This window comes from Nocardia sp. NPDC051990 (assembly GCF_040680755.1).
Taxonomy (GTDB): domain Bacteria; phylum Actinomycetota; class Actinomycetes; order Mycobacteriales; family Mycobacteriaceae; genus Nocardia.
In genome coordinates this window covers 144,230-160,853 of sequence record NZ_JBFAXH010000016.1, presented here as the reverse complement: position 1 = coordinate 160,853, position 16,624 = coordinate 144,230, and the positions used below count along the sequence as shown (strand labels likewise).

Genomic DNA, 16,624 nt, shown 5'->3' with positions numbered 1-16,624 from the left:
GGGGCGGGGTGTTCGCGGCCCCCTGCTGTCTCGCGTCCGAGCCGTCGAGACTCGCGACTTCGTCGCATGCACTTCGACGACTCGGCCGCGAGACGGGCCGCGAACGTCGCTTGTAAGACCCGCCCCGTGGTGGCAACGAGGGCGGTGACGAGCCCACAGCCCATTGCACTCCACTCAGTGGTGATGGGAGCGGGCGAGGATGGCGGACAGATCGGACCGCAGGCGCTGGGCGTCGCGATCGATGACATTTGCTGATCCAGCGTGACCGCCGCCTCGTGTGATGAGGACCGCGAAGCCCACCACAACCGCCATGCTTACGAGAAAAATAATCATGGCAGTAATTTTTCGCTCGGCGATTTACCGCCGAAAGTGGCTGTTCTGACATTGTCCGTAAAGATTCAGCCAGGTACGCTGACTGCATGCTGTCCAAGGTCGCGGTGGTGCTCTCCGAGCGCCTGGCCATGTTCGAATTCGGCGTGGTCTGTGAGGTTTTCGGGTTGGACCGGACCGCGGACGGACTGCCCGGATTCGACTTCAAGGTATGCGGGGCCGAGCCGGGGAAGCCGCTGCCGTCCGTGACTCCCGGTATCACCGTCACGCCGGAGTACGGGCTGGAGGAGTTGGCGAAGGCCGATCTGGTGGCGATTCCAGCCTTTCCCATATCCGCCGTCGAGCAGGGTCTCGATCCGCGGGTCGTCGGCGCGATCCGGGCCGCGTCGGATGGCGGGGCGATTGTACTCACCGTGTGTTCCGGTGCGTTCCTGGCCGGGGCGGCCGGATTGCTCGACGGTCGCACATGTACGACGCACTGGCGCCATGTCGACCGATTGGCGGAGCTGTTTCCGCAGGCCACGGTCGATCCCGACGTTTTGTTCGTCGATGAGGGCAATCTGATCACCTCGGCGGGGACTGCCGCGGGGATCGATGCCTGCCTGCATCTGGTACGCCGGGAGATCGGCAGTTCCGTCGCGAATGCGATCGCGCGGCGGATGGTGGTGCCGCCGCAGCGCGATGGCGGGCAACGCCAATTCATCGAGCGCCCGGTGCCCGAATGCACCTCCGATAGTCTCAGCTCCATATTGCAGTGGATGAACGAAAACCTCGACCTGCCGCACACCATCGACGATCTGGCCGCCCGCTCGATGATGTCCACCCGCACCTTCGCCCGCCGCTTCGCCGCCGAAACCGGAACCACACCGGTGAAATGGCTGACCAATCAGCGGGTGCTGTACGCGAAACATCTGCTGGAGGACACCGACGAGGGCCTGGAACAGCTCGCCGCACAAGCGGGCTTCGGGTCCGGTGCCCTGCTGCGGCATCACTTCCAGAAGGTCGTCGGTATCGCACCGAGCGAGTATCGCCGCCGGTTCGGGGGCGCGGAGGCGACCGAGCAGCGGGCCTGAGTCCGGCGGATTGATACGGTGCTGCCGTGTCGGACCGCTCATTCACCAGCAGCCGCGCGCACCGCATCCTCGTGCTCGGCGGCGCGCGATCGGGTAAGTCGGCGTTCGCGGAGGTGTTGGCGGCCGAGGTCGGCCCGGTGCGCTATATCGCCACCGCAATACCCGATCCGGCGGATCTGGACTTCGCGGAGCGCATCGCCCGCCACCGCGATCGCAGGCCCGCGGACTGGAACGTACTCGAAAGCGCCGATCCGGCAACGGCTCTCACCGCCGCTCCCCCGGCTGGAACAACACTGATCGACGATATCGGCACCTGGCTCACCGCCAGTATCGACGCCCGAGACGCCTGGGAAGCACCGCGCGGCACCATCGCCCCCGACGCCGACGCCTTGGTCGCCGCCGTCGCCGACTATCCCGGCCGTTTGGTGATCGTCACCCCAGAGGTAGGCATGGGCGTCATCCCCGCCACCCGCTCCGGCCGCCTCTTCCGCGATGAGATCGGCACTGTCAACCAACGCCTCGCGCAAACTTGCGACGAAGCCTTTCTGATAGTCGCCGGTCTTCCCCTCCGCCTGAAGTAGCCGCCCGCCGATCCGGGGTGGGTGGTGCGGATGGGCGAGGGTGGCGGCAAGATTGGGCCGGATGTGGACTGCGCGGTGTAGGAATGAATTGCCCCGACCCGGAAAGGCTCGATAGTGACAGACGGATTCGGACCGGTTGTGCCACCCGATGCGGGGGTTCGGGCGGCGGCAGAGCAGCGGCAGGCGCAGCTGACCAAACCCGGTGGGGCACTCGGGCGGCTCGAGACGCTCGGAAATTGGGTGTCGGCATGCCAGGGTGTGTGCCCGCCGAAGCAGTTCGAGCGGGCACGGGTGGTGGTGTTCGCCGGGGACCACGGCATTGCGCGCCATGGTGTTTCGGCATATCCGAGTGAGGTGACCGCGCAGATGGTCGCCAATTTTCACGGCGGCGGCGCGGCGGTGAATACGCTGGCCGGGGTGGCGGGCGCGACCGTGCGCGTCGTCGATATATCCGTCGATGCCGATACCGATCCGCAAGTCGCCAAGCACAAGGTGCGGCGCTCGAGCGGGGCGATCGATCGCGAAGACGCGCTCAGCCCGGACGAGATCCAGGCCGCGCTCGCTGTGGGCAAGGCGATCGCCGACGAGGAGATCGATGCGGGCGCCGACCTGCTCATCGCGGGCGATATGGGCATCGGCAATACGACCCCCGCCACCGTCCTCATCGCGACCCTTACCGATACCGAACCCATCGCCGCTGTCGGCCGGGGTACCGGCGTGGACGACGCCGGCTGGATTCGCAAGGTCGCCGCGATCCGCGACGCCATGCGCCGCGCCCGACCGGTCGCCAAGGACCCGGTCGAACTGCTGCGGGTAGCCGCCGGTGCCGACTTCGCCGCCATGGCGGGCTTCCTCGCCCAAGCCGCGATCCGCCGGACTCCGGTCATCCTCGACGGCGCGATCGTCACCGCGGCCGCCCTGGTCGCCGAGGACTTGGCCGCCGGTGCCAGCGCTTGGTGGCTCGCGGGCCACCGGTCCAGCGAACCCGCGCACGCCCTCGCCCTGCGCCACCTTCGCCTCGACCCCCTCCTCGACTTGGACATGCGCCTCGGCGAAGGCTCCGGCGCCCTGACGGCCCTCCCGATCCTCCGTGCCGCCGTAGCCACCCTCGCCGAAATGGCCACCTTCGCGGAAGCCGGTGTGAGTACAGCCGATTCGGCCGCCGAAGCCGAAGCCGGAGCCAACATCACCGACGAGGCGACCGCGCAACCGGATCTGCGGAAATAGACAGTGGGCGCACACGTCGCCAGGGACGGTCGAGCCTTGCGCGCCCGGCCAGCCGACCGTGCTCTCGTTCGAAGCACCTCGACAATCGCCGTCAGCAGCCGACAATTCCGGCCAGCGGGTCGTTGCCGACCAGCGGCAACACTCGCAGCCGGCGACCAGCGAGCCTGGCACTCCGCCCCGACGGAGCCCTCAGCATGAACGGTGCGCGGCTCGCGATGCCCGCGACAGCGGCTTCGTCCCCCGGCTCCGCCGCTGGCCACGGTCGAGCGATTACCCCCCACTCAGGACGGCGAGGATGAACGGCGTGCGGCTCGCGGTGTCCTGGCTGACGGTTTTGCCGGTGCGGGGACCGAACAGTGTCGACCAGGATGCGGCGGGACGGGCGATCGGGTTGGCGCCGTTGGTGGGTGTGGGTCTCGGCGTGGGCGGGGTCGGGCTGTTGTGGGTGCTGGTGTGGTGCGGAGCGAGTGTGGCGGTCGCGGGGCTGGTGACGGTTGCCGGGTTGGCGCTGGTCACTCGGGGGATGCATCTGGATGGGTTGGCCGACACGATGGACGGGTTGGGATCATATGGTTCGCCAGAGCGGGCCAGAGAGGTCATGAAGAGTGGCGGCGCGGGACCGTTCGGGGTGGCGGCGATTGTGTTCGCCGTTGGGACCCAAGCGTTTTCGTTAGCCGCGCTGGCACAGGCCGAACGTTGGTTCGCGGTACTGCTCGCGGTAGTCGTCGGCCGAGTGGTGGTGGTCCTCGCGTGTCGGCGCGGCATCTCCGCCGCGCCCGACACCGGCTTCGGCGCCCTGGTCGCCGGGACCCAGCACCCGATCACCATCGCACTCTGGTGCGCACTCGCCATTGTCGCGGGCGCACTCGCCGTGCCGGAGCAACGCTGGCTCGGTCCACTCGTTGTCCTTGCCGCCCTGAGCATTTCGGCCCTACTGGTCCGACATTGCGTCCGCCGCTTCGGCGGAATCTCCGGCGACGTCCTGGGCGCGACGCTCGAGATATCCGTCGCCATCACCGCTGTCGGACTATCCCTGGGCGCCTGACGCGGCCAGCCATACCACAGCATCGCCAGCTCTTCGCACTGAGATAGCTGGCACAGTGCGTGCATTGTCTGGGTCGGGCAATACAGTGAACGGTATGTCTTCCGAGCGTCTGTATTTTCGTCAACTGCTGTCCGGTCGAGATTTTGCTGTGGGCGATCCGATCGCGACTCAGATGCGAAATTTCGCGTATCTGATCGGTGATCGGGAGACCGGCGAGTGTGTGGTGGTGGATCCGGCGTACGCGGCGGGTGATCTGGTGGATATCGCCGAGGCCGATGGGCTGCGGCTGACCGGGGTGCTCGCCACGCATCACCACCCGGACCATGTCGGTGGCACGATGCTGGGATTCACCCTGCACGGGGTGCGGGAGCTGCTCGAAAAGACGAGCGTCCCGGTGCACGTCAATGCCGAGGAACTGTCCTGGGTCGCCAATGTCACCGGCATCGCGCCGAGCGAACTCACCGGACATGAACACTGCGACAAGGTCAGCGTCGGCGCCTTCGATATCGAACTGCTGCACACCCCGGGCCACACCCCGGGCAGCCAGTGCTTCCTGTTCGACGATCGGCTGATCGCCGGCGACACCCTCTTCATCGACGGCTGCGGCCGCACCGACTTCCCCGGCGGCGACTCCGACGCCATGTTCCGCAGCCTGCGCTACCTAGCCGATCTATCCGGCGACCCGGTCGTCTACCCCGGCCACTGGTATTCGCAGGAGCCCTTCGCCGCGCTGTCCACGGTCAAGGACGCCAACTATGTCATGCGCCCGCAAACCCTGGAGCAATGGCGCACCTTCATGCCCAGCTGATCCCATGAGCGGCACCTGGCTGCGACATTCCGCCGCAGTCACATGCCGCGCATCCACCCGTGGATATCGGCGAAGGTGCCGCGCTGGATTCCGGTCAGGGTGTCGCGCAGCGCCATGGTGACCTCGCCGGGTTCGCCACCGCCGACGGCGAACTCACCATCGGCGGAGCGAACCCAGCCGACGGGCGTGATCACGGCGGCGGTGCCGCAGGCGAAAACCTCGGTGATCTCGCCGGATTCGGCGCCCTTGCGCCACTCCTCCACCGAAATCTTGCGCTCCTCAACCACATAGCCCGAATCGGCGGCGAGGGTGAGCAGCGAATCGCGAGTGACACCGGGCAGCAGCGATCCGGACAGTTCCGGGGTGACCAGCCGTGCCTCGGAACCGGAGCCGAAGACGAAGAACAGGTTGTTGGTACCCATCTCCTCGACGTAGCGGCGCTCACAGGCATCGAGCCAGACGACCTGATCGCAGCCCTTCTCGGAGGCCTGTGCCTGGGCGAGCAGCGAGGCCGCGTAGTTACCGGCAACCTTCGCCTCACCGGTGCCGCCCGGTGCCGCCCGCACGTATTCGGTCGACAGCCAGACCCGCACCGGCTTCACACCGCGCGGGAAGTAGGCGCCCGCAGGCGATCCCAGCAGCAGGTATTTGTAGGCGGAGGCGGGCTTCACTCCGAGCCCGGCCTCGGTGGCGATCATGAACGGCCGCAGGTACAGCGACTCCTCACCACCGGCCGCCGGCACCCAGCTGCTGTCGACATCGAGCAGTTGACGCACGGATTCGATGAATAGCTCCTCGGGCAGCTCCGCCATCGCCATCCGGCGCGCGGACTTGCGGAAGCGCGCCGCATTCGCGTCGATGCGGAAGCAGGAGATGCTGCCGTCGCTCTGCCGGTACGCCTTCAATCCCTCGAAGATGGCCTGGCCGTAGTGGAACACCATCGTCGCCGGATCCATCGCCAACGGTCCATAGGGCTCGACCCGGGCATTGCTCCAGCCCTCACCTTCGGTGTAGTCGATGGAGACCATGTGGTCGGTGAAGAACCGCCCGAATCCTGGTGCCGCCAGAATTTCCTGTACCCGCTGCGCCGGGGTGGGCGCGGGATGCGGAACACGAGTGAACTGTGCGGCGACGGTCATGAGGCTGATCCTATCCGGCGCCGGTTCGCCGCGGTGCGCGTGTCGGCGCGCCGCGGACATACACGCGCCGCCGACCGAGATTCCGCAGTGCAGGCGGGTCTGCGACTACTTGGTCTTGGTGTCGACGAACGGCGGGCGCACGACCTCGCACCGCAACCGTCGCCCACGGACATCGACCTCGACCTCGGCGCCGGGTTCGATCCCCGCGTCGGTATCGAGCAGGGCCAGGGCGATGCCGAACTGCAGCGTCGGCGAGAAGGTGCCGGAAGTGGTTTCGCCGACGGGCGCACCGTCACGCAGCACGGTCTGGCCCTGGCGCAGCACACCGCGATCAAGTGCCTTCAGTCCCAACAGGATTCGACGCGGACCCGCCGACTTCTCCTGCTCCAGCGCGGCTTTGCCCCAGAATTCGGGCTTCTTCCAGCCGATCGCCCACCCGCACCGCGCCTGCATGGGCGAAATCTCCAGCGACAGTTCATGTCCGTGCAGCGGATAACCCATCTCGGTGCGCAACGTATCGCGAGCGCCGAGCCCGGCGGGCTGCCCGTCGTGCGCGCGGACCTGCTCGACGAGCGCGCGGAACAGCGGTTCGGCGTCGGCCCACCGGGGCAGCAGCTCGTAGCCGTGTTCACCGGTGTATCCGGTGCGGCAGACCCGAATCCGGCGGCCGTCCCAATCGGCGTCGGCGTAGGCCATGTACTCCATATCGGTCGGCAAGCCGAGTGCGGTGAGCACCGCTGTCGCGCGCGGTCCCTGCACCGCGAATACCCCGTACTCGCGATGCTCATCGGTCACCGTGATGCCCTCCGGCGCGACCTTCCGCAGTTCCGCCACCACCGCCGCGGTATTGGCGGCATTGGGCACCAGGAAGATCTCGTCATTGTTGACGTAATAGGCGATCAGATCGTCGATCACACCACCGTCGGGCGCACAGCACAGGGTGTACTGCGCCTTGCCCGGCCGGATCCGACCGAGGTCGTTGGTGAGCGCCGAGTTCACGAACTGCGCCGCACCCGCGCCGCGGATGGTGGCCTTGCCGAGGTGACTCACATCGAACAGTCCGACGGTTGTGCGAACCGCCTGATGTTCACCGACCGTCCCCGCGTATGAGACCGGCATCTCCCATCCGCCGAACGGCGCGAACTTCGCCCCGAGTTCGACATGGACGGCATGGATCGGGCCTTGCAGCAGGTTCACATCGGTCACCCGCCGAGCTTAGCCCGACCGTGCCGGGCCTCACCGCGTACCGATGGACGCCCGCAACAGCGGTTATCAGATGGCGTCGCGATGCGCCACCCGGAGCAGACCGAATAGCCTGGGCCCATGACCGATGTTGCAGATCGCTCGCTCGGACCGGACTTGGACCTGGTCGACACCATCAGCGCCGACACCGATGTATTGGTGATCGGCCTTGTGTCCGGTGACGACGGCCCGACGATCGCCACCATGGAGGACGAATTCGTCGACAACATCCTCGCCCCGGATGTCCGCGCGGCGCTGCAGGAACAGCTGCGCGCCGTCGGCGCGAAGGGTAAGGCCGAGGAACTCACCCGGATTCCGGCGCCTACGGGCCTCGGCGTGAAAAGCGTGCTCGCCGTCGGACTCGGCGCCGCCGACAAGATCGATGCCGAACAGATCCGCCGCTCAGCCGGTGTCGCCGGCCGTGCGCTGACCGGTGTCGGCCGGGCCGTGACCACGCTGTCGGGTCTCGAGGGTGGCATCGGCCCCACCGCTGAAGGGTTCTTCCTCGGCGCGTACACCTTCACCGCGTTCAAATCCGAGAATGCCGACGACAAGCCGGACGAGCAGCCGGTGCGCAAGGTCGAACTCCTGGTCGGCGACCCGAGCGTGTCCTACCGCAAGGGCTTCGACCACGACTGGGTGATCGCCGAATCCATCGCAACCGCGCGCGATTTCGTCAATACCCCGCCCAGTCACCTGTACCCGGCCGAATTCGCCGCCCGCGCAAAGGCTTTGGCCGAGGCAGCAGGCCTGCAGGTGGAGGTGCTCGACGAGCAGGCGCTCGCCGACGGCGGCTACGGCGGCGTGCTCGGCGTCGGCAAGGGCTCCTCGCGCCAGCCCCGTTTGGTGCGCCTGACCTACAACGGCGGCGCCAAGAAGATCGCGCTCATCGGCAAGGGCATCACCTTCGACACCGGGGGCATCTCCATCAAGCCCGCCGCAAACATGGAAAATATGACCTCGGATATGGCGGGCGCCGCCGCGGTCATCGCCGCAACCATCGCCACCGCCAAGCTGGAGCTACCGGTCACCGTGATCGCGACCGTGCCGATGGCGGAGAATATGCCCTCGGCCACCGCACAGCGCCCAGGCGATGTGCTCACCCAGTACGGCGGTAAGACCGTCGAGGTGCTGAACACCGACGCCGAGGGCCGCCTCATCCTGGCCGACGCGATCGTACGTGCGAGCGAGGACGATCCCGAGTACCTCATCGACGTCGCCACCCTCACCGGTGCGCAGATGGTCGCGCTCGGCACCCGCACCCCCGGCGTGATGGGCACCGACGATTTCCGCGACCGCGTCGCGCGACTGTCCCGACTGGCCGGTGAAAACGGCTGGGCCATGCCGCTGCCCACCGAATTGCGCGCCGATCTGAATTCCAAGGTCGCCGATCTGGCGAACGTCGCACCGCACCGCTGGGGCGGGATGCTCTCGGCCGCGATCTTCCTCGAGGAGTTCGTCCCGGAGGGCGTGCAGTGGGCGCACCTGGACGTCGCGGGTCCGGCCTACAACACCGGCGGCCCGTTCGGCTACATCGGCAAGGGCGGCACCGGCGTTCCGGTCCGCACCCTGATCTCGGTGATCGAGGACATCGCGCACGAAGAACCGTCCGGCGCGGAGTAACCGAATATCGGTGCGGCGTCCGGATTCCCGGGCGTCGCACCGCGGTCCGTGAACAAATTGAACGAAAAGAACAGCCTTACCAGTCGCCCAAATCACGTTCCAGCGCCCGCTGACGCTCGACCCGCTTGCGCGCGTCGAAGTCGCGCATCCGCTGCGGATAACCGGTCTTGCGGACGTCGTAAACGGGAATCCGCAAATCTCCGGCTAGCCGCCGCGCGCCGCGTTCGCCGACGACCCGACGGGTCCATTCGCCGTCAGCCGCGATCAAGACGACAGTGACATCCGTCACGGTCGTCTTGGGCTCCACGCAGCCCTCCACCCCGGTGTGGGTGCGCACCCACTCGGCGAGATAGCGGGCATCGTCATCGCTACCCGAACCCGCAGGTAAACCGCCGCCACCTCAGGCCGCGCCGCCTCGGAAACGATCCAGCAAACCCACCGACGCGGGCCTCCTTCCACCAGACCGGATGCTCGGCACCGGCCATTACATATTGCCAGCCCCGGGTAGTTCGCTGCCCTGTGCTACACCTCTCGTGCGCGAGTGCAAGGATGGATCGCGGTACAAGAACCACACAGATCTCCGGTGCCACGCACAATGATCGGTGGCTTTCGGACACCCATCGCGACCCGCGGTGGGTGTCCGCAGTGAGATCAACTGTTGTAGAACCCGTCGAGCAGTCAGAGGAGTCAACGGACATGGCCTTCTCCGTCCAGATGCCGGCTCTTGGTGAGAGCGTCACCGAGGGAACGGTGACCAGGTGGCTGAAGCAGGAAGGAGACACGGTCGAGGTCGACGAGCCACTGCTCGAGGTCTCCACCGATAAGGTCGACACCGAGATCCCGTCGCCGGCGGCGGGTGTGTTGTCGAAGATCGTCGCAGCCGAGGATGACGTCGTCGAGGTCGGCGGTGAGCTCGGTGTGATCAGCGAAGCCGGCGAAGCGCCTGCGCCCGCCGCCGCACCCGCACCTGAAGCCGCGCCTGCACCCGCCCCGGCACCGGCCCCCGCGCCGGCCGCCGCCGCCGCTGCGGCCCCCGCCCCCGCGGCTCCGGCCCCCGCCCCCGCGGCTCCGGCCGCCGCCCCCGCCGCCGCGTCGGGCACCTCGGTCAAGATGCCGGAACTCGGTGAGTCGGTCACCGAGGGCACCGTCACCCGCTGGCTCAAGCAGGTCGGTGACCAGGTCGCCGTCGACGAGCCACTGCTCGAGGTCTCCACCGATAAGGTCGACACCGAGATCCCCTCGCCCGTCGCCGGCACCCTGCTGGAAATCTCCGCGCAGGAAGACGATGTGGTTGCCGTCGGTGGACAGCTCGGCGTGATCGGCAGCGGTGCCCCCGCGGCCGCCGCACCGGCACCCGCCGCCCCCGCACCGGCCCCGGCAGCTCCGGCACCTGCCCCCGCCCCGGCGCCGGCTCCCGCTGCCACCGCACCGGCCCCGGCAGCTCCGGCTCCCAAGCCTGCTCCGGCTCCGGCCGTCACGGCTCCAGCGCCGACCCAGGAGACCTCCGCCAACGGCGCGACTCCCTACGTCACTCCGCTGGTCCGCAAGCTGGCCGAGGAGAACAGCGTCAACCTCGCCACCATCGCCGGCTCCGGTGTCGGCGGACGCATCCGCAAGCAGGATGTGCTCGCCGCCGTCGAGGCCAAGAAGGCACCGGCTCCGGCCGCAACCGCCCCCGCGGCGACCGCACCGGCCGCGAAGGCACCCGCCGTGGTCCCATCGCAGCTTGCGCATCTGCGCGGCACGGTGCAGAAGGCGAGCCGCATCCGCCAGATCACCGCGACCAAGACCCGGGAATCGCTGCAGACCACCGCGCAGCTGACCCAAGTGCACGAGGCGGATGTCACCAAGATCGCGGCACTGCGCAGCCAGGCCAAGGCCGCGTTCAAGGACCGCGAGGGCGTCAACCTGACGTTCCTGCCGTTCTTTGCCAAGGCGGTCGTCGAGGCGCTCGGCGTACACCCGAATGTGAACGCCAGCTACGACGAGACCACCAAGGAGATCACCTACCACGCCTCGGTGCACCTCGGCATCGCCGTCGACACCGAGCACGGTCTGCTGTCTCCGGTGATCCACAACGCCAGCGATCTGTCGCTGGCCGGACTGGCCCGCGCCATCGCCGACATCGCCAACCGCGCCCGCACCGGCGGCCTCAAGCCGGACGAGCTGGCCGGTGGCACTTTCACCATCACCAATATCGGCAGCCAGGGTGCGCTGTTCGACACCCCGATCCTGCTTCCGCCGCAGGCGGGCATGCTCGGCACGGGTGCGATCGTCAAGCGCCCGGTGGTAGTCACCGATGAGACCGGCAACGAGTCCATCGGCGTCCGGTCGATGTGCTACCTGCCGCTCACCTACGATCACCGCCTCATCGATGGCGCCGACGCCGGTCGCTTCCTGACCACGATCCGGCACCGGCTCGAGGAAGCGGCGTTCGAGGCGGACCTCGGTCTGTAATCGGAAAGGGTCGTCTGTCGCGCATGAAGGTGGTGATCGCCGGTTCGTCCGGGCTGATCGGGACGGCACTCGTCGCGGCGTTGCGCCGCGAGGGGCACGAAGTCGCCAGGTTGGTACGCCGCTCACCCAACGCGCCGGACGAGTACCGCTGGGATCCCGCTCACGCCGATCTGGACGAGCGGGCCCTGCGGGGCGTCGATGCCGTGGTCAATCTCTGCGGGGCCAGCATCGGCAGGCGGCGCTGGAACGGCAGTTACAAACAGGAGCTGCGCGACAGCCGACTGACCCCGACCGATGTCCTGGCCAATGCGGTCGCCGCCGCTGGTGTAGCGGTGCTGGTGAATGCCAGCGGCGTGCACTACTACGGCGGCGCCACTGGCAATCGGGTGGTGGACGAAACCACCCCCGCGGGAACGGGTTTCCTCGCGACGCTCTGCCGGGACTGGGAGGCCGCGACCAAACCCGCCGTCGATGCGGGCGTGCGCACGGTGCTGCTGCGCAGTGCCGTGGTGCTGTCCCAGCACGGCGGCATGCTCAGCATGCTGCACCCGCTGTATTCGCTGGGGCTCGGCGGCCGACTCGGCAATGGACGGCAATACACGCCGTGGATCTCGATGGCCGACGAGGTCGGCACGATTATCTTCGCGCTGACCCATGACAACCTTGCCGGGCCGATCAACTCGGTCGGTCCGGCACCGGTCACCAATGCCGAATTCAATCGGGCACTCGGCCGGGTGCTGCACCGGCCGACCCCGTTTGTGATGCCCGCGTTCGCATTACGCGCGCTGATCGGCGAATTCGCCGAAGAGGCGATCCTGAACGGACCGCGCGCGATTCCGACGGTGCTGGAAGAAGCGGGTTATCAGTTCCAGCACCAGACGATCGGAGCGGCGCTGGCGGCCGCCCTCGGCCGCGATCACGACCATTGACGCGGCACCCGAAGCCCACACGGAGAAGATCGATGACCGAGCTGGATACCCGCCCCGCCACCGTCATTCGTGACGCACACGAGGGCGATCTGCCCGAGATCCTGATCATCCACAACACGAATATCGCCACCTCCACCGCCATCTGGGATCACGAGCTGGTCGATCTCGACAATCGGCTCGCCTGGTTCCGCGAGCGCACCGCCGCCGGACTGCCCATTCTGGTCGCCGATATCGGTGGTGAGGTCGCCGGTTACGCCAGCTACGGCCCGTGGCGGACCCGATCGGGCTACCGCTTCACCGTGGAGAATTCGGTCTACGTCGCCGACCATTTCCACCGCCGCGGTATCGCCAGCGCCCTGCTCACCGCGCTGATCGAGCGCGCCCGCCAGGCGGGCACCGTGCACGCCATGGTCGCCGCCATCGAATCCGGCAATACCGGTTCGATCGCGCTGCACGAGCGATTCGATTTCCGCACCGTCGGGGAACTGCCGGAGGTCGGCCGCAAATTCGGTCGGTGGATGGATCTGACGCTGATGCAGTTGACCCTGCCGATCGAAGCCGACTGAGCTGCGGCTACCTGCCTCATAAAAAGTTGAATGCGGTTTTCGGGGCTGGAGCCCGCTTACCGGAGACATTGTTTGTACCTGGTCGCACCTCGCGAACCAGCGCGCACACCGGCACTCGATACCGAAGCCGGCAATCCTGTGGCATCGCCCACACCAGGTTGGTTTATCGAATCGACACATTCAGCGTACCGTCGAGGACGTGAACGACACGGGCACCACCTGGTCCGCGAGATTCGATACGACCCCGATCGTGGTCGAGGATCTCGGACTCATCGATTACCACAGCGCCTGGGACCTACAGCGGTCGATCGCCGCGCAGCGGGCCCAAGGCCAAGGAGCAGACCATCTGCTCCTGCTCGAGCACCCATCGGTCTACACCGCAGGTCGTCGCACCGAGGCCGACGATCTGCCGATCGATGGCAGTCCGGTGGTGCAGGTCGACCGCGGCGGCAAGATCACCTGGCATGGGCCGGGCCAGCTCGTCGGCTATCCGATCGTGCGGCTGGCCGAGCCGGTGGATGTGGTCAAGTACGTGCGCAGGCTCGAAGAAGCTCTGATCACCGTGTGTACGGATCTCGGGCTCGACTGCGGCCGGGTCGATGGCCGCTCCGGGGTCTGGCTGCCCGCCACCGAGCTCTACTCCGAGCGCAAGGTCGCCCAGATCGGCGTGCGAGTACAGCAGGGCGTCGCACTGCACGGCATCTCGCTCAACTGCAATTCGGCCCTCGACGGCTTCCAGGCGATCGTCCCGTGCGGCATCCGCGACGCCGGTGTCACCACGCTGACGCGTGAACTCGGCCGCGAAGTGACAGTGGCCGAAGTCAAGCCGCTCGTCGCCGATGCGATCACGCGCGCGCTCAATGGCGAACTCCCGGTTACCGCGCGCGATATCGTCCGCGCCGCACCGGTTGTGGGGCCTGCGAAAGCCGGATGAGTCGACTGCTGCGCATTGCCCAGCCCCCCGCGCGTGACAGTGATGGACTGCATCCGACGGCGGCGCACGGCAGGCGTAAGGTCGATCGAGTGACCTCAGCTTCAGCACCGGCAGGACGCAAACTGCTACGCATCGAGGCGCGCAACGCGGAGACCCCGATCGAGCGCAAGCCTCAATGGATCCGGACCCGAGCCAAGATGGGCCCCGAGTACACCGAACTCAAGGGCCTGGTGAAACGCGAAGGCCTGCACACGGTGTGCGAGGAGGCGGGCTGTCCCAATATCTTCGAATGCTGGGAAGACCGTGAGGCCACCTTCCTGATCGGCGGCGAACAGTGCACCCGCCGCTGCGACTTCTGCCAGATCGACACCGGCAAGCCCGCCGCACTCGATCGCGATGAGCCGCGCCGGGTGGCCGAAAGCGTGCAGGCGATGGGCCTGCGCTACTCCACCATCACCGGCGTTGCCCGCGACGATCTCGAGGACGGCGGCGCTTGGCTCTATGCCGAAACCGTCCGCGCCATCAAGGCTTTGAACCCGAACACCGGCGTCGAACTGCTCATCCCGGACTTCCATGCGGTCCCGGAGCAGCTGGCCGAGGTCTTCTCCGCGCGCCCCGAGGTGCTCGCGCACAATCTGGAGACGGTGCCACGCGTCTTCAAGCGGATCCGCCCGGCATTCCGCTACGAGCGCTCCCTCGCCGTGCTGACCGCCGCCCGCGACGACGGCCTGGTCACCAAGTCGAACCTGATCCTCGGCATGGGCGAAACCCCCGAGGAAGTCACCCAGGCCATGCGCGACCTGCACGAGGCGGGCTGCGACATCCTCACCATCACCCAGTACCTGCGGCCCTCGCCGCGGCACCACCCGGTCGACCGCTGGGTCAAGCCGGAGGAATTCGTCGAGCACTCTCGTATGGCCGAGGAAATCGGCTTCGCCGGTGTCATGGCCGGACCGCTGGTCCGCTCCTCCTACCGCGCGGGCCGCCTCTACGCGCAGGCAATGACCCACCACGGCCGCGAAATCTCCCCCGCCATGGCACATCTCGCGGAGGAGGGCACCGCCTCTCAGGAAGCCAGCTCCGTGCTGGCGCGCTTCGGCAGCTAGCCACACGGAGATCAGGCCCGGTCCGAAGGATATGGACCGAGCCTGATCTCCCGCTTCTACTACTGCGAAGACCGAATTGGCTCACGTCATCAACAACGTCTGAGCGCGCTCGGTGAAGTCCGTGGCCGAAGGATGTGGCCCAAATAACGACGACTACGCCGACGCCGCAATCAACATCAAGCCGCACGAGTGTTGAGGATGGCGGGCACGAGTTCACCGTCCTCGTCCACAACCAGCGCGGATAGCGGCGTGAGTGATGGCTGAAAGCGTGGATTCAGCGGAGGTTGGGTGAGCGTTCCCATCCGGCCCCGACCACGGACAAGGCGGCAGCCACTGCGGCGCTGTGGGATCCGTGCACTCAGATCAGCGACGAGGTGCTGCGCCAGGTTGGGGTGGACCCATCGCGACTTCGGCAGTCGGCTCGAGCCATTGGGATCTGGTTTACATCTCGAGGAGGCGATCGGTAAGGCGGCTGCCGCCAAGGCCGCGACTACCCTCGGCAATATCGCTCGCGATGCCGGATGCTCTGATAACTGGGATCGGATGATCACGGTCTACTGGCGGCTGGGTGACCACAACGGGACATGTGGCGGCCCGCGCCACTGATCCTGGAGAAAGTGCAACCGGCGCGAACCACGAAGGTACTCGGCAAGATTCGCGCCACTGCACTCGAAATGCTGGCGAACGGGGACGGGACAATGAGTTCACCGGGTCAACCTCAGCATTGGTCGACCGAAGGTGGCCTTCGGCCCGTCCCAGGCGATGAAAGTCACCTCGAGCCGGAAAGGCTTGGCGCCCTGGTGAGCACGGAGTCGATCCTCACCCCGCCGAGCATCTGCGGCAGTGCCGAAATCGACTTGGCGCATCGGCTGATGCGGCGGCACCGGGAGTGCCGGATCCACCGGTGCGCGTGGCAGTGGGTCGCCTACCGCACACTCGTGCAGTACGGCCGGATCGCGCCGCAGCCGTTGAGCCCGCGCGAGCGCGCGCATCGGCGTAGCATCGAATTTTCCACCACCGCACCGTCATCCCGGCAAACGCCGGGACCCGATTCGGTATTTCCCTGCGGCGCAGCGGAACCCGTGACTTTGCACCAGGTTCTCGATGGACTACGCGAACTGGCGCGTGATATGCGCTCGGGCGACAGCCGGGAGGGGTGAGCAGCCGTGGCCCCGTGGCATGTGGTCTCGAGTGTGGTGGCGGTACTCGCCGGATGCGTTATCACGGTGACCGCTCTCGGATGCGTATGGCCGACCGACCGATCGCACCGATCCGCCCCCACCCATCGCCCTGCGCGAGCGCACTGTTCACTACGTCCGGTCCAGTAGCCGACGGCGTGGACATGTGACTGGCCCGCTCCGCCATTGACTCTCGACGAGGCGCACCGCGCGATGCAGCTGCACCGCGAACACGACTGCGCCCGACGCCGTGCCGCCCTGGCCACCCTCGTCGCGGCCGGGCGCGTCACCCTCGACTCGACCCGCCGACACCGCCCCTGGGAGCTGCTGTCATGAACCACACCGTCTGCACCGACGACCTGCCATCCGCGAGCGCCCACCCGCGT

16 protein-coding genes and 1 pseudogene are annotated in these 16,624 nt (G+C 67.4%); 14 read left to right on the top strand and 3 right to left on the bottom strand.

Features of this window, described 5'->3' with window-relative positions; translation table 11 throughout:
* The first annotated feature begins 419 nt into the window (after positions 1-419).
* The 5 genes from AB0L63_RS25460 to AB0L63_RS25440 all read left to right on the top strand — a co-directional run bounded on the left by AB0L63_RS25460 (position 420) and on the right by AB0L63_RS25440 (position 5,064).
* The gene (locus tag AB0L63_RS25460; RefSeq protein WP_364505368.1) at positions 420-1,403 is read left to right on the top strand and encodes a helix-turn-helix domain-containing protein; all 984 of its coding nucleotides are present in this window, start codon (positions 420-422) and stop codon (positions 1,401-1,403) included.
* Between the two features lie 26 nt (positions 1,404-1,429).
* The gene (cobU, locus tag AB0L63_RS25455) at positions 1,430-1,984 is read left to right on the top strand and encodes a bifunctional adenosylcobinamide kinase/adenosylcobinamide-phosphate guanylyltransferase (RefSeq protein WP_364505366.1); all 555 of its coding nucleotides are present in this window, start codon (positions 1,430-1,432) and stop codon (positions 1,982-1,984) included.
* A gap of 114 nt (positions 1,985-2,098) precedes the next feature.
* Positions 2,099-3,211 carry a nicotinate-nucleotide--dimethylbenzimidazole phosphoribosyltransferase gene (gene cobT / locus AB0L63_RS25450; RefSeq protein WP_364505364.1) on the top strand — a complete coding sequence of 371 codons (1,113 nt, stop codon included), beginning with the start codon at positions 2,099-2,101 and terminating at the stop codon, positions 3,209-3,211.
* A gap of 295 nt (positions 3,212-3,506) precedes the next feature.
* The gene (locus AB0L63_RS25445; protein ID WP_364505362.1) at positions 3,507-4,256 is read left to right on the top strand and encodes an adenosylcobinamide-GDP ribazoletransferase; all 750 of its coding nucleotides are present in this window, start codon (positions 3,507-3,509) and stop codon (positions 4,254-4,256) included.
* A gap of 94 nt (positions 4,257-4,350) precedes the next feature.
* Complete coding sequence (locus tag AB0L63_RS25440) at positions 4,351-5,064, top strand: MBL fold metallo-hydrolase (protein WP_364505360.1); 714 nt, start codon at positions 4,351-4,353, stop codon at positions 5,062-5,064.
* A 38-nt stretch (positions 5,065-5,102) separates the two neighbouring features.
* On the opposite strand, the gene AB0L63_RS25435 is transcribed toward AB0L63_RS25440, so the two are convergent.
* Positions 5,103-6,203 (bottom strand): branched-chain amino acid aminotransferase, encoded by a 1,101-nt coding sequence (locus tag AB0L63_RS25435; RefSeq protein WP_364505358.1) that lies wholly within the window; start codon positions 6,201-6,203, stop codon positions 5,103-5,105.
* Positions 6,204-6,308: 105 nt separating this feature from the next.
* Positions 6,309-7,409 (bottom strand): glycine cleavage system aminomethyltransferase GcvT, encoded by a 1,101-nt coding sequence (gene gcvT / locus AB0L63_RS25430; RefSeq protein WP_364505356.1) that lies wholly within the window; start codon positions 7,407-7,409, stop codon positions 6,309-6,311.
* 117 nt (positions 7,410-7,526) lie between these two features.
* Here gcvT and AB0L63_RS25425 point away from each other — a divergent pair, with 117 nt between their 5' ends.
* Positions 7,527-9,068, top strand: a complete 1,542-nt coding sequence (locus tag AB0L63_RS25425) for a leucyl aminopeptidase (protein WP_364505354.1) — start codon at positions 7,527-7,529, stop codon at positions 9,066-9,068.
* Between the two features lie 76 nt (positions 9,069-9,144).
* Here AB0L63_RS25425 and AB0L63_RS25420 read toward each other — a convergent pair.
* A pseudogene (locus AB0L63_RS25420) lies at positions 9,145-9,498 on the bottom strand (oxidoreductase).
* Positions 9,499-9,764: 266 nt separating this feature from the next.
* On the opposite strand from AB0L63_RS25420, the gene sucB reads away from it, so the two are divergent.
* From sucB to AB0L63_RS25380, 8 genes are all read left to right on the top strand, one after another.
* The gene (gene sucB / locus AB0L63_RS25415; RefSeq protein WP_364505352.1) at positions 9,765-11,525 is read left to right on the top strand and encodes a 2-oxoglutarate dehydrogenase, E2 component, dihydrolipoamide succinyltransferase; all 1,761 of its coding nucleotides are present in this window, start codon (positions 9,765-9,767) and stop codon (positions 11,523-11,525) included.
* Between the two features lie 23 nt (positions 11,526-11,548).
* Positions 11,549-12,454, top strand: a complete 906-nt coding sequence (locus AB0L63_RS25410; RefSeq protein ID WP_364505350.1) for a TIGR01777 family oxidoreductase — start codon at positions 11,549-11,551, stop codon at positions 12,452-12,454.
* Between the two features lie 32 nt (positions 12,455-12,486).
* On the top strand, positions 12,487-13,020 hold the full coding sequence (locus tag AB0L63_RS25405) for an N-acetyltransferase family protein (RefSeq protein WP_364505348.1): 534 nt from the start codon (positions 12,487-12,489) through the stop codon (positions 13,018-13,020).
* A 199-nt stretch (positions 13,021-13,219) separates the two neighbouring features.
* A complete protein-coding gene (lipB, locus tag AB0L63_RS25400; RefSeq protein WP_364505346.1) occupies positions 13,220-13,954 on the top strand; it encodes a lipoyl(octanoyl) transferase LipB in 735 nt (244 codons plus the stop codon).
* Between the two features lie 89 nt (positions 13,955-14,043).
* The gene (gene lipA, locus AB0L63_RS25395) at positions 14,044-15,060 is read left to right on the top strand and encodes a lipoyl synthase (RefSeq protein ID WP_364505344.1); all 1,017 of its coding nucleotides are present in this window, start codon (positions 14,044-14,046) and stop codon (positions 15,058-15,060) included.
* A gap of 429 nt (positions 15,061-15,489) precedes the next feature.
* Positions 15,490-15,666 (top strand): hypothetical protein, encoded by a 177-nt coding sequence (locus tag AB0L63_RS25390; RefSeq protein ID WP_364505342.1) that lies wholly within the window; start codon positions 15,490-15,492, stop codon positions 15,664-15,666.
* 194 nt (positions 15,667-15,860) lie between these two features.
* Positions 15,861-16,220, top strand: a complete 360-nt coding sequence (locus AB0L63_RS25385; RefSeq protein WP_364505340.1) for a hypothetical protein — start codon at positions 15,861-15,863, stop codon at positions 16,218-16,220.
* A 231-nt stretch (positions 16,221-16,451) separates the two neighbouring features.
* The gene (locus AB0L63_RS25380; protein ID WP_364505338.1) at positions 16,452-16,574 is read left to right on the top strand and encodes a hypothetical protein; all 123 of its coding nucleotides are present in this window, start codon (positions 16,452-16,454) and stop codon (positions 16,572-16,574) included.
* Positions 16,575-16,624 lie beyond the last annotated feature (50 nt).

What these genes read in the sequence shown, in the direction of transcription:
- AB0L63_RS25460 (WP_364505368.1), top strand. Translation starts at nt 420, where the DNA reads ATGCTGTCCAAGGTCGCGGTGGTGCTCTCCGAGCGCCTGGCCATGTTC.
- AB0L63_RS25445 (WP_364505362.1), top strand. Translation starts at nt 3,507, where the DNA reads ATGAACGGCGTGCGGCTCGCGGTGTCCTGGCTGACGGTTTTGCCGGTG.
- AB0L63_RS25440 (WP_364505360.1), top strand. Translation starts at nt 4,351, where the DNA reads ATGTCTTCCGAGCGTCTGTATTTTCGTCAACTGCTGTCCGGTCGAGAT.
- AB0L63_RS25435 (WP_364505358.1), bottom strand. Translation starts at nt 6,203, where the DNA reads ATGACCGTCGCCGCACAGTTCACTCGTGTTCCGCATCCCGCGCCCACC.
- AB0L63_RS25425 (WP_364505354.1), top strand. Translation starts at nt 7,527, where the DNA reads ATGACCGATGTTGCAGATCGCTCGCTCGGACCGGACTTGGACCTGGTC.
- sucB (WP_364505352.1), top strand. Translation starts at nt 9,765, where the DNA reads ATGGCCTTCTCCGTCCAGATGCCGGCTCTTGGTGAGAGCGTCACCGAG.
- AB0L63_RS25410 (WP_364505350.1), top strand. Translation starts at nt 11,549, where the DNA reads ATGAAGGTGGTGATCGCCGGTTCGTCCGGGCTGATCGGGACGGCACTC.
- AB0L63_RS25405 (WP_364505348.1), top strand. Translation starts at nt 12,487, where the DNA reads ATGACCGAGCTGGATACCCGCCCCGCCACCGTCATTCGTGACGCACAC.
- AB0L63_RS25380 (WP_364505338.1), top strand. Translation starts at nt 16,452, where the DNA reads ATGCAGCTGCACCGCGAACACGACTGCGCCCGACGCCGTGCCGCCCTG.